The following is a 12622-nucleotide window of genomic DNA, read 5'->3' on the forward strand; positions in this document are numbered from 1 at the left end:
GTCGCAAAATTTTAAGACTATGGGAATCGTAATAGGCATAGACGTAGGTGGAAGTACCACTAAAATCGTTGGAATCAATAAAGGAAAGATACAGTCTCCGATGTTCATAACGGCGACCGATCCGGTGACTTCCCTGTTTGGCGCATTCGGTAAGTATATTTATGATAATGGAATCCGGCTGTCCGATGTGGAACAGGTGATGCTGACCGGTGTGGGCAGTGCCTTTGTGGACAGCCCGCTTTACGGACTTCCTACGCGTAAGACGGATGAGTTCATAGCCAACGGGCTGGGTGCGCGCCATGCTACGGATATAGACCGGTTGATTGTTGTCAGTATGGGTACGGGTACATCTTTTGTGAAAATCAACGGGGATGAAATCCAGCATATCGGTGGTATGGGTATTGGCGGTGGAACTTTGCAAGGGCTTTCACGCCTGTTGCTCAAGACGCACGATATTCATCAAGTGGCCGATTTGGCTGCAAAAGGCGATGTGACCCGTGTCAATCTGCAAATCGGTGATATCTGTAACAACGCATTGCCCGATTTACCCGTGTCCGCCACTGCCTCATTGTTCGGAAAAGCCGACAGTAACGCTTCGCAGGAAGATATAGCCTGCGGTATTATCTATACCGTGCTTCAAACCATAGGCGGTGCGGCTGTCCTTTCCGCTTTGAATAGTCCGGTGAAGGATTTTGTGTTGATAGGCAACCTTACCCAACTGCCGCAATGCAGGGAAGTGTTCCCGAAAATGGAAAGCATCTACCATGTCCGGTTTCATATCCCGCCTTATGCGGAATATCGTACGGCTATCGGAGCGGCTTTGGCATATATCAAAGAGAATTCCTGATATATATTAAGGTATAAATCTTTAGAAATCGGGCGTAAAGACCGGATATTTTCAGAAAGAACTTTTTGTCATTCAAGAAAATACTCCTATCTTTGCGCCCGATTTAATATGAGTCAACATAAAGTCTCACTTAATTAACGAGTTAAACAATTTATTTATTAATGGAAAATTTAAAAAATGTTGCTCCCATTGAAGACTTCAACTGGGATGCTTACGAAAACGGTGAAACCGTAACAAACGCAAGTCACGAAGACTTGGAGAAAGCGTATGACAACACGCTGAACAAGGTTAACGACCGCGAGGTAGTTGACGGAACCGTAATCGCAATGAACAAGCGTGAAGTAGTTGTGAACATCGGTTACAAATCAGACGGTATCATTCCTTTGAATGAATTCCGCTACAATCCCGACCTGAAAGTAGGTGATACGGTAGAAGTATACATCGAAAACCAGGAAGACAAAAAAGGACAGTTGGTTCTGTCTCACCGCAAAGCTCGTGCTACCCGTTCTTGGGATCGCGTTAACGCTGCTTTGGAAAATGAAGAAATTATCAAGGGTTACATCAAGTGCCGCACTAAGGGTGGTATGATCGTTGACGTATTCGGTATCGAAGCATTCTTGCCGGGTTCTCAAATCGACGTTAAGCCTATCCGCGACTACGATGTATTCGTTGGCAAAACAATGGAATTCAAGGTTGTTAAAATCAATCAGGAATTCAAGAATGTCGTTGTATCTCACAAGGCTCTTATCGAAGCCGAACTGGAACAACAGAAGAAAGAAATCATCGGTAAACTCGAAAAAGGACAAGTTCTTGAAGGTACCGTTAAGAATATCACTTCCTACGGTGTATTTATCGACCTGGGCGGCGTAGACGGTTTGATTCACATTACAGACCTCTCTTGGGGCCGCGTTAGCGATCCGAAAGAAGTGGTTGAGCTCGACCAGAAACTCAACGTTGTTATCCTCGACTTCGACGATGAGAAGAAGCGTATTGCTCTCGGCTTGAAACAACTTACTCCGCATCCTTGGGACGCTCTTGATCCTAACTTGAAGGTAGGCGACCACGTGAAGGGTAAAGTAGTCGTTATGGCTGACTACGGTGCATTCATCGAAATCGCTCCGGGTGTTGAAGGTTTGATTCACGTATCTGAAATGTCTTGGTCACAGCACTTGCGTTCTGCACAGGACTTCATGAAGGTAGGTGACGAAGTGGAAGCTGTAGTTCTGACTTTGGACCGCGAAGAACGTAAGATGTCTTTGGGTATCAAGCAACTGAAAGCTGATCCTTGGGAAACTATCGAAGAGAAATATCCTATCGGTTCCAAGCACACGGCTAAAGTTCGTAACTTCACTAACTTCGGTGTATTCGTAGAAATCGAAGAAGGTGTTGACGGCTTGATCCACATCTCTGACCTGTCTTGGACTAAGAAGGTTAAGCATCCTTCCGAATTCACTCAGATCGGTGCGGACATCGACGTACAGGTTTTGGAAATCGACAAGGAAAACCGTCGTTTGAGCTTGGGTCACAAGCAACTCGAAGAGAATCCTTGGGATGTATTCGAAACTGTATTCACAGTAGGTTCGGTACACGAAGGTACTATCATCGAAATGCTGGATAAGGGTGCGGTAGTTGCACTGCCTTATGGTGTAGAAGGTTTCGCTACTCCGAAACACCTCGTTAAGGAAGACGGTTCACAAGCTCAGTTGGACGAGAAACTCGAATTCAAGGTTATCGAGTTCAACAAGGACGCTAAGCGCATCATCCTGTCTCACAGCCGTATCTTCGAAGATGTAGCTAAGGCGGAAGAAAGAGCTGAAAAGAAAGCCGCTAAGAAGTCTACCGGTAAGAGAGAAGAAGCTCCCGCTTCAATCCAAAACCAGGCTGCTTCTACAACTTTGGGCGACATCGACGCTCTGGCTGCTTTGAAAGAGCAAATGGAAGCCGGAAAGAAGTAATCACTTCCACATATAGATAAGGTAAGGGCACTTGTGTAACCACAGGTGCCCTTTCTTGTTTTCTATTTCGGTAGAATTTGCAAGAATAAAGGCTGTTTCTTTATTTTATGACTATCTTTGCAAAATAGTAGTTTGAAACGAGGTTTCATAGCTGCCATATTCCAAACAATATACATAACTTTATTTTAGTTCACTATGCAAAACATTCTCAAAACCTCAGGAAACATTATGTTACTGGCTTGTTTGTCTCTCGTGTTATTGACAGGATGCAGCCAAAAGTCCAAACTCAAACTGGCAATAGAATTGGCCGACAAGCAATGTCCCATGGATATGGGAACTGTTGGTGAGATATCCGGCATCACTTTTGATGGTACGGATGTGATATATAACATGCTGATGAATGAGGATTATCTGGATTTGAACGCATTGGAGAAGAATCCGGACGCAATGAAATCTGCGGTAACGGCCATGTTCAAGAATCCGAAAGGCGAGATAAAGACAATGCTGGAAATGGTTGTTGATACAAAATCCGGAATTAAATTTATATATAAGGGAAAAACCACAGGAAAAGAGGTGGAATGCTATTTGGAAACCGAGGATTTGAATAACATCCTGAATCAGAACCTGACAGAGGAAGAAAGCGACAAGCATAAGTTGGAAGAACTGGTGAATGTAACCAATGTCTCCTGTCCGATGGATGTAGATGAGGCTACTACGCTCGATAAGCTGACGATAGAGCCGGATAAAGTAGTCTATAATTATACCATAGACGAGGCAAAGGTCGATATGGCTACAATGAGAAATAATGAAGCGCAAATGAAGCAGGCCATCAAAGGCTCTTTGAGTGTTTCCGAATCTTCTTTAAGGTTGTTTCTGGAAGCTTGCGTAAAGGATAATAAAGGGCTTTCTTACCGGTATGTAGGTGGTACTTCGGGAGAGAGTGCGGAGTATATTTTCACGGTCGCCGAATTAAAAGCGCTTCTGTAAAAAGAGATAAAGATTGTTCTGAACCGTTTATCATGGAAAAGTTTGAATTGCATGTACTCGGCTGTGGTTCCGCACTGCCCACAACACGTCATTTTCCTACTTCGCAAATAGTGAATGTGCGCGATAAGTTGTTTATGATTGATTGCGGGGAAGGTGCACAGTTGCAGTTCCGTAAATCGCGTTTGAAATTTTCGCGACTGAATCACATATTTATATCTCATCTGCATGGAGACCATTGTTTTGGATTATTGGGGCTGATTTCTACCCTCAATCTTTTAGGACGTACGGCCGAATTACACATTCATTCTCCAAAAGGCTTGGAAGACCTGATGATACCCATGCTTGATTTTTTCAATCGTCAGATGACTTATAGAGTGCTCTTCCATGAGTTCGGAACGAAAGAGGCTGCGGTCGTTTATGAAGACCGTTCATTGACGGTGACTACCATTCCTTTGCGGCATCGTATGCCTTGCTGCGGTTTCCTGTTTGCCGAAAAGCCGGGGCCCAACCATATCCTGCGCGATATGATAGATTTCTATCAGGTGCCGGTGTACGAGCTGAACCGTATCAAGAACGGTGCGGACTACGTTACGCCGGAAGGAGAGGTGATACCCAATGCCCGCCTCACCCGTCCTTCGGCTGCTCCGCGCCGCTATGCCTATTGTTCGGATACGATTTATCTTCCCTCTGTAACGGAGCAGATAAAAGGAGTGGATTTGCTTTTCCATGAAGCCACTTTTGCCGAAGATGCCGCCCCGCGTGCCAAGGAAACCTTCCATACCACCGCTTCGCAGGCCGCACGGATAGCTCGCGATGCGGAAGTGAAGAAGTTGCTGATAGGTCACTTCTCCGCCCGTTACGACGATGAGCAGGTATTGCTGGACGAAGCCCGTGCGGTCTTTCCCAATACGCAGCTTGCCAAAGAAACGCTTTGTATATCGGTGTGAATTAAACTTTTACTATCTTTACCGGTGTATTAAATATAATGAGTATGCAAGATATAGTAAACGGACGTTGCGGCTGGTGCGGAACGGACGAGTTGTATGTGAGATACCACGACCAAGAGTGGGGGAAGTTAGTGACCGATGACAAGACGCTGTTTGAGTTTCTTGTATTGGAAAGCTCTCAAGCCGGGCTGAGCTGGATAACCATTCTTAAAAAGCGCGAAGGATACCGTAAAGCCTTTTGTGACTTCGATGCCGGACAAGTGGCGCAAATGACCGATGAGGACGTTGAGCGGCTGATGCGGTTTGAGGGTATTGTGCGGAACCGTTTGAAAATCAAATCGACCATCACAAACGCAAAACTGTTTCTTGCCGTCCAAAAGGAGTTCGGCAGTTTTTATAATTATACCCTGTCATTCTTTCCCGACGGAAAACCTATCATCAATACCGTTCACTCATTGAGCGACATTCCGGTATCATCGCCTCAGTCCGATGCCATGAGCAAGGATATGAAAAAGCGGGGATTCAAGTTCTTCGGGACAACCATTTGCTACGCGCACTTACAGGCGTCAGGCTTTGTGAACGACCATCTGGCGGGATGTATCTGTCGCCAAACAACAGAGGTGAAATAAGCGAAATGCCAATACAACTCTGCCTTTACCGGGCTTTTTGTTCGTTTCGGGCTGCTTTTCGTTTTAATTTCTTATCTTTGCTATCCAAAAGCCATAAATGTGAATAGAATATATGAACCCTTCTTATAATGAACGCGAAGTGCTGGCGCTTCTTCAAGAGGAGAGTACACAGAAGCGGGGATTCGAGATGATTGTCGCACAATACAGTGAGCAGTTATACTGGCAAATCCGGCGCATGGTACTTTCGCATGAAGATGCCAACGACTTGCTTCAGAATACCTTTATCAAGGCATGGATCAATATCGACTATTTCCGGGCGGAGGCCAAACTCTCCACCTGGCTCTATCGTATCGCCCTGAACGAGTGCCTTACTTTCCTGAACAAACAGCGGGCGGCGGGTACCGTGTCATTGGACGCTCCCGAAGCCGCCACCCTTCAAAAGCTGGAGAGCGATCCTTACTTCTCGGGAGACAAGGCTCAGATGGCTTTGCAGAAAGCGCTGCTCACATTGCCCGAAAAACAACGTATGGTGTTCAACCTGAAGTACTACCAGGAAATGAAATACGAGCAAATGTCCGATATCTTCGGTACTTCCGTAGGAGCTTTGAAAGCGTCCTACCATCATGCCGTGAAAAAAATAGAGAAGATATTGGGAGAAGAAGATTAAACCTTTGACGTGAATAAAAGTCTAACCAAACAGAGAGGAGAAGAGCTTATGAAAGAAGAAGACAACATACTCAAAAAGGCAGGGACGGGGAATGTTTTCCATGTGCCCGAGGGATATTTTGAGAACCTTACTTCGGAGATTATGAACCGGCTTCCCGAAAAAGAGCGCCTTGCTTTTGAGAAGAAAGAATCTACGATGTGGGAGAGAGTAAAGCCGTGGGTATATATGGCGGCTATGTTTGTAGGCGCGGCATTGATTATCCGCGTGGCTTCCTCTGACCATACTCCGGCTGCGGCAGACCGCATGGCTGTCGACGAAACGGAAACCGAAATGGAATATATCAACATGGCGGTGGATAACTCCATGCTTGACGACTACTCATTATACGTCTATCTGGCTGATTCCGACGCAGAGTGAGCGATAGATAACTTTAACCGATTGAAGAAAGAATGAAAAAGCTGATTGTTTTATTAGTTATGATGTGCGGTTTGGTACCCGTATTGCGGGCAGCGGACGGATGTAACCAGCGTTTGTCGCCTGCTGAGTTTCGTGCCAAGCAGAAAGCCTATATTACGGAAAAAGCCGGATTGACCAAGGAAGAGGCCGTTAAGTTTTTCCCTCTGTACTTTGAATTGCAGGATAAAAAGAAAGAGCAGAACGATAAGGCATGGAAGCTGATTCGTCAGGGAAAAGACGAAAAGACTACCGAAGCCCAGTATGACGCGATAATGGAAGGCGTGTACGACGCGCGTATCGCTTCCGACCGTTTGGATAAAACGTATTTTGAGAAGTTCAAGAAGATATTGTCTGCCAAGAAACTCTATCTGGTGCAGAAAGCCGAAATGCGCTTTCACCGGGAATTGCTGAAAGGCATGCGTCATAACGGCGACAAGGGTAAAGCTCCGAAACCCCAACCGGGCAAGAAATAAAAACACACCGTCTGTTTGCGTGAAACGGACGGTGTGTCGAGGTCTGACAGACTATCTGTTTGAGCCTGACAGACAGTCTATTTTTTATTTTCCAACGCTTTGGCTTCTTCCCATAGTTTGTCCATTTCTTCCAGCGTCATGTCGTGCAGGTTTTTGCCCTCTTTGATGCTGTGCGCCTCTACATAGTTGAAGCGGCGGATAAACTTCTGGTTGGTATGTTCCAGCGCGTTGTCCGGATTTATCTTATACAGGCGTGCGGCGTTGATGAGGCTGAACATCACGTCCCCGAACTCTTCTTCCGCTTTCTGCTTGTCCATGTGGGCCACTTCGGCTTGGAACTCCTGTATTTCTTCTTTCACTTTATCCCATACCTGCTCGCGTTCTTCCCAGTCGAAACCTACGTTGCGGGCTTTATCCTGAATGCGGTAGGCCTTGATAAGCGAGGGAAGGGCTGAAGGTACGCCGCTTAACACGGTCTTGTTGCCACCCTTTTCCCGAAGTTTCAGCTGTTCCCAGTTTTCGGACACTTGTCCGGCGGTTTCCGCTTTCACGTCGCCGAATACGTGGGGATGGCGGAAGATAAGTTTCTCGCAAAGGCGGTCGCAGACATCTTTCATGTCAAAGTCTCCGGTTTCCGAACCGATTTTGGCATAAAAGGCTACGTGGAGCAATACGTCTCCCAGCTCTTTGCAGATGTCCTGCTTGTCGTCGCGCATCAGGGCGTCACAGAGTTCATACGTCTCTTCAATGGTGTTGGGACGCAGACTTTCGTTGGTCTGTTTCTTGTCCCAGGGACATTTTACCCGCAGTTCGTCGAGAATGTCGAGGAAGCGGCCGAAGGCTTCCATCTGTTCTTTTCTTGTATGTTGCATGAGTCGCTTTTTTTGATTAAAGATTGACGCAAAGATACGAATATTGCACTACGAAAGTGCAGCATTTGTCTTATTTCTGCACTTTTGTGGCACGGTTGGCCTTATTCTTCCATTCTTCATACGAAATCAGCAGGCCTATTACTTCCGAGTAGTTTTTCCGCCCGCTTTCTATCTTGTTTCCTTTCAGGTATAAGTCGTATATCCGGTCTTGGATATCACCGACCAACGGGTTGTACTTCCTCATCCAGTATTCGCTGTTCTTCTTGGCCAGTCCGATGATTTCCGGACGGATGCTCCGGTAGAGTTGTGCGTATTCTTCTTCGTCCATAAGCCGGCGCGCATTGCCCAAGACGTGCGGCAGTACGGACAGATAGCCGCTGAAACGGATGTCTTTCGCCTGCGAGCGGGTACATACCTGATAGGCGTAGAAATTGGCTTCCGCCTCGCTGGTGATGCCCAGTAAGTGGGCGAGCTCGTGGGCGTAAGTGGCGGGATATTGAGAGGGAAGCAAATCGCCGTTCAGGGTGAACTCGCAGAAGAAAGGCGCCATGCTGCCGGTGACTCCCACCATGGAAATCAGGGGGGTGAACAGCATCGTTTTTACCCGGGGCGATTGATGAAAAGGACGGTGAACGCCTAAGGAGTCACCGATTTGATTATAGGCCTGTACGCTTTCACGGCAGACCAGCTCTTTGTCAATCGACGTAATACCGGTGTAAGAACTGTTCAGATTCTCGATGTAGCCGTCTGTAAAACTCCGAAAGTTTTCAGGAGTATAGGCGGTGTAAGGAATGCGCGTCCGCTCGTAAAAGTTCTTTTGCGAGTAATTCAGCCCCCATGCCAGATAGAACCATACATACACCCATAGAAGATACTTTACATCTTTCAGCAGGATGCGACTCCATTTCCGTTTGCGGATGCAGCGCGCGTAAGCAGGGTAGAGAAGTACGCCGGCGATACTTAGCGCAATGAACAGGTCGCCGATGGCGAAAGGGATAAGCCGGGAGAAGGACGAAAGCGTCCGGGCGATGGACGGGTATACGTACATGGCGTAGGCATTTCCCCAACCGGGCACTGTCTGCACGCACAATACGAGCAACAAAAAAAATATCAAAAGCAATGAATCGCCTCTGAATCTCACTCCTGCTATTGTTATGCTACGCTTCATTCTATTCTTCTTCTTGAGCCCGTGCCGGTTTCCTGCCTTCGGTACTGTTGTTTCCCCCTTTGAGAACGGAAGTTTCAAGCGGTGGAACTCCAGTTCCCTTACGTGGATACTGACGTTTCCTTACGTGGGCACTGTTGTTTCCCTGCGTGGATACTTCGGTTTCCTTGCGCGGAAACTTCCGGTTCCGGCAGCCGAAACCGACGCGGTACCGGGTACTTGTTACGGCAACTCCGTATAAAATCATCATTTGTAAAGCAAAGGTATGTAATTCTTTTCATTGCTTTTGCCGGATAAAGCTATTAATTTATTAATTTTGCGCCCATTATAACAAAATATAGATTTTAGAAACATGGAATTAGCAAGTAAGTACAATCCCGCTGACGTAGAGGGAAAGTGGTACCAGTATTGGTTAGACCACAAATTATTCAGTTCTAAGCCCGATGGTCGTGAGCCCTACACCATCGTCATTCCGCCCCCCAACGTCACCGGTGTGCTCCACATGGGACACATGCTTAATAATACCATCCAAGATATCCTTGTACGCCGTGCCCGTATGGAAGGCAAGAACGCCTGCTGGGTTCCGGGTACGGACCATGCTTCCATTGCCACCGAAGCCAAGGTTGTGAACAAGCTTGCCGCGCAGGGCATCAAGAAAACAGACCTTACCCGCGACGAATTCCTGAAGCATGCCTGGGAATGGACGGACGAGCACGGCGGCATCATCCTGAAACAGCTCCGTAAGCTGGGTGCTTCCTGCGACTGGGACCGTACTGCCTTTACCATGGACGAGAAACGCAGCGAAAGCGTGCTCAAAGTATTCGTAGACCTTTACAACAAGGGCCTGATTTATCGTGGCGTGCGTATGGTGAACTGGGACCCGAAAGCCCTCACCGCCCTTAGCGACGAGGAAGTCATCTACAAGGAAGAACATAGCAAACTGTACTATCTGAGATATTACGTTGCCGACGATGATATGTCAGGTGAGACGGGAGCCGAAGGTGAAGTCGTTCATCGTGACGCCGCCGGCAAGCGTTATGCCGTAGTGGCTACTACGCGTCCCGAAACAATCATGGGCGATACGGCGATGTGTATCAATCCCGCAGACCCGAAGAACCAGTGGCTGAAGGGGAAGAAAGTGATTGTTCCGCTGGTGAACCGCGTTATCCCCGTCATCCAGGATGATTATGTAGACGTGGAATTCGGTACGGGCTGTCTGAAGGTAACTCCTGCACACGACGTCAACGACTATATGCTGGGCGAGAAATACAACCTGCCCACTATCGACATCTTCAATGACAACGGTACGTTGAGCGAAGCCGCCGAACTCTATGTCGGCATGGACCGTTTCGATGTACGCGAGCAGATAGAGAAAGATTTGCAGAATGCCGGACTGTTGGAGAAGGTGGAAGCCTATACCAACAAGGTAGGTTTCTCCGAGCGTACCAACGTGGCTATCGAGCCGAAGCTCTCCATGCAATGGTTCCTCAAGATGCAGCACTTTGCCGATATGGCTCTGCCCCCGGTAATGAACGATGACTTGAAATTCTATCCTGCCAAGTATAAGAATACTTACAAGAACTGGCTGGAGAACATCAAAGACTGGTGTATCAGCCGTCAGTTGTGGTGGGGACACCGTATTCCCGCTTACTTCCTGCCGGAAGGCGGATATGTGGTAGCCGCCACTCCCGAAGAGGCTTTGAAACTGGCTTGGGAAAAGACCGGAAATTCCGCCCTTAAAATAGAGGACTTGCGTCAGGACGAGGACTGCCTCGACACTTGGTTCTCTTCCTGGTTATGGCCTATCTCTTTGTTCGACGGCATTCTGAACCCGGGCAACGAAGAAATCAACTATTATTATCCTACCAGCGACCTCGTGACCGGACCGGATATCATCTTCTTCTGGGTAGCCCGTATGATTATGGCGGGTTATGAATACGAGGGTAAGATGCCGTTTAAGAATGTTTACTTCACAGGTATCGTCCGCGACAAGCTGGGACGCAAGATGTCCAAGTCGCTCGGTAACTCGCCCGACCCGCTGGATTTGATAGAGCGTTACGGTGCTGACGGTGTACGTATGGGTATGATGCTTTCGGCTCCTGCCGGCAACGACATCCTTTTTGACGATGCGCTTTGCGAACAGGGACGTAACTTCAACAACAAGATATGGAATGCTTTCCGCCTTATCAAGGGTTGGGAAGTAAGCTCCGAGGTGGCTGTGCCGGAAGCTGCCGAACTGGCAATGCGTTGGTTCGACTCCAAACAGAACGCCGTAGCTGCCGAAGTGGCGGACTTGTTCGGCAAGTATCGTTTGAGCGAGGCGTTAATGGCCGTGTACAAGCTCTTCTGGGATGAGTTCTCTTCCTGGTATCTGGAAATGATTAAGCCTGCTTACGGTCAGCCTATCAACAAGAAGGTGTACGACACGACTATCGGTTTCTTCGATAATCTGTTGCACCTGTTGCATCCGTTCATGCCGTTCATCACCGAAGAATTGTGGCAGCACATTGTCGACCGTAAAGACGGAGAGAGTCTTATGGTAAGTCCTATTTCCATGTCGACGGAAGTGGATGAAGCCTTTGTACAGCAGTTTGAAGTGGTGAAAGAAGTTATCAGTAACGTACGCTCCATCCGTTTGCAGAAGAACATTGCCCAGAAAGAGGCACTGGAGTTGCAGGTTGTCGGTGAGAATCCCGTGGCTGCTTTCGACGCTGTCATTATCAAGATGTGTAACCTTTCTGCCGTAACTGCGGTTGAGGCTAAGGCTGACGGCGCCGCCGCTTTCATGGTAGGTACGACGGAATACGCCGTTCCTCTGGGTAATATGATTGATGTGGATGCCGAAATAGTCCGTATGGAAGCCGAGCTAAAGCATAAGGAAGGCTTCTTGCAAGGCGTTCTGAAGAAACTCGGCAACGAGAAGTTCGTGAATAATGCTCCCGCTGCCGTAATCGAAATGGAACGCAAGAAACAGGCGGATGCGGAGAGTATCATCAATTCACTGAAAGAAAGCATTGCCGCTTTGAAGAAAGCGTAAGGCAGTACCTATGATATAAAAGAAAGGTCCGGACTTCAATAAAGTCCGGACCTTTTTTATTCACGCTATGTTATTCGTTATTTCTCCAGCAAGTCTTTCAAGAAAGCATCCAACTCCTCATCCAACCCTTTCAGCAATTCTTCGTTTACCAGCAGGGTATCGTCGTCCAGCAGTAAAAGTTCGGCTATGGTTTCCTTATCATCATCTACCAGTACGAAAGAGAAAGGCTTCATGATGGTCAGCTTATCAAAAGCGCCCAGATTCTTCATGTTACAGAGCAGGTTACTCAGGATACGCTCCATGTTCTCGTAAAAATCATCACCTTCGTATGTCATCCATTCTTCGATGGTGGCATTGGCGAGTTCCTTGTCGTCATCATCGAATATGAAGAATTCGCCCGAGCTTTGGTTGGCTTGCAGGTGAATATCCGTAACGACGGTTTGCTCGCAACCGCAAGTGTATTTGCCGATTGCCTGTTTGATGGTTTCTTCGAGGAGAGATAATGACGGTTGACTGAGTTTCATAATTGCTTTTCTTTACTTAATGGATGTTCAAAGGTATAAAAAAAACAATTATATCTACAGTAT

Annotated in this window: 13 protein-coding genes; 9 read left to right on the top strand and 4 right to left on the bottom strand. The window is 47.4% G+C overall.

Annotated features, from left to right (window positions below; all coding sequences use genetic code 11):
* The first annotated feature begins 19 nt into the window (after positions 1 to 19).
* The 8 genes from coaW to BHV73_RS02580 all read left to right on the top strand — a co-directional run bounded on the left by coaW (position 20) and on the right by BHV73_RS02580 (position 6961).
* The gene (gene coaW, locus BHV73_RS02545; RefSeq protein WP_009122507.1) at positions 20 to 847 is read left to right on the top strand and encodes a type II pantothenate kinase; all 828 of its coding nucleotides are present in this window, start codon (positions 20 to 22) and stop codon (positions 845 to 847) included.
* A 161-nt stretch (positions 848 to 1008) separates the two neighbouring features.
* Positions 1009 to 2802 (top strand): 30S ribosomal protein S1, encoded by a 1794-nt coding sequence (rpsA, locus tag BHV73_RS02550; protein ID WP_009122506.1) that lies wholly within the window; start codon positions 1009 to 1011, stop codon positions 2800 to 2802.
* A gap of 228 nt (positions 2803 to 3030) precedes the next feature.
* A complete protein-coding gene (locus BHV73_RS02555; RefSeq protein ID WP_229116218.1) occupies positions 3031 to 3789 on the top strand; it encodes a DUF8479 domain-containing protein in 759 nt (252 codons plus the stop codon).
* A 32-nt stretch (positions 3790 to 3821) separates the two neighbouring features.
* Entirely contained in the window at positions 3822 to 4736 is a 915-nt protein-coding gene (locus BHV73_RS02560) for a ribonuclease Z (RefSeq protein WP_195620591.1), read from the top strand.
* Positions 4737 to 4780: 44 nt separating this feature from the next.
* A complete protein-coding gene (locus tag BHV73_RS02565; RefSeq protein ID WP_022217615.1) occupies positions 4781 to 5365 on the top strand; it encodes a DNA-3-methyladenine glycosylase I in 585 nt (194 codons plus the stop codon).
* A gap of 112 nt (positions 5366 to 5477) precedes the next feature.
* Positions 5478 to 6032, top strand: coding sequence for an RNA polymerase sigma factor (locus BHV73_RS02570; RefSeq protein ID WP_009122502.1), 555 nt, complete (start codon positions 5478 to 5480; stop codon positions 6030 to 6032).
* Between the two features lie 48 nt (positions 6033 to 6080).
* On the top strand, positions 6081 to 6449 hold the full coding sequence (locus BHV73_RS02575; protein ID WP_281960871.1) for a hypothetical protein: 369 nt from the start codon (positions 6081 to 6083) through the stop codon (positions 6447 to 6449).
* A gap of 32 nt (positions 6450 to 6481) precedes the next feature.
* Positions 6482 to 6961, top strand: coding sequence for a hypothetical protein (locus BHV73_RS02580; RefSeq protein WP_087425155.1), 480 nt, complete (start codon positions 6482 to 6484; stop codon positions 6959 to 6961).
* A gap of 77 nt (positions 6962 to 7038) precedes the next feature.
* On the opposite strand, the gene mazG is transcribed toward BHV73_RS02580, so the two are convergent.
* The 3 genes from mazG to BHV73_RS02595 form a co-directional block, all read right to left on the bottom strand.
* The gene (mazG, locus tag BHV73_RS02585; RefSeq protein WP_009122499.1) at positions 7039 to 7833 is read right to left on the bottom strand and encodes a nucleoside triphosphate pyrophosphohydrolase; all 795 of its coding nucleotides are present in this window, start codon (positions 7831 to 7833) and stop codon (positions 7039 to 7041) included.
* Positions 7834 to 7903: 70 nt separating this feature from the next.
* Complete coding sequence (locus BHV73_RS02590; protein WP_281960861.1) at positions 7904 to 9001, bottom strand: DUF3810 domain-containing protein; 1098 nt, start codon at positions 8999 to 9001, stop codon at positions 7904 to 7906.
* A 1-nt stretch (position 9002) separates the two neighbouring features.
* Complete coding sequence (locus BHV73_RS02595) at positions 9003 to 9248, bottom strand: hypothetical protein (RefSeq protein WP_281960859.1); 246 nt, start codon at positions 9246 to 9248, stop codon at positions 9003 to 9005.
* A gap of 102 nt (positions 9249 to 9350) precedes the next feature.
* On the opposite strand from BHV73_RS02595, the gene BHV73_RS02600 reads away from it, so the two are divergent.
* Positions 9351 to 12035 (top strand): valine--tRNA ligase, encoded by a 2685-nt coding sequence (locus tag BHV73_RS02600; RefSeq protein WP_195620597.1) that lies wholly within the window; start codon positions 9351 to 9353, stop codon positions 12033 to 12035.
* Positions 12036 to 12112: 77 nt separating this feature from the next.
* On the opposite strand, the gene BHV73_RS02605 is transcribed toward BHV73_RS02600, so the two are convergent.
* Positions 12113 to 12559 (bottom strand): hypothetical protein, encoded by a 447-nt coding sequence (locus BHV73_RS02605; protein ID WP_195620599.1) that lies wholly within the window; start codon positions 12557 to 12559, stop codon positions 12113 to 12115.
* Between the last annotated feature and the right edge of the window lie 63 nt (positions 12560 to 12622).

Origin of the sequence: Bacteroides sp. 44_46 (assembly GCF_001915465.1) — a bacterium.
GTDB lineage: Bacteria > Bacteroidota > Bacteroidia > Bacteroidales > Bacteroidaceae > Bacteroides > Bacteroides clarus.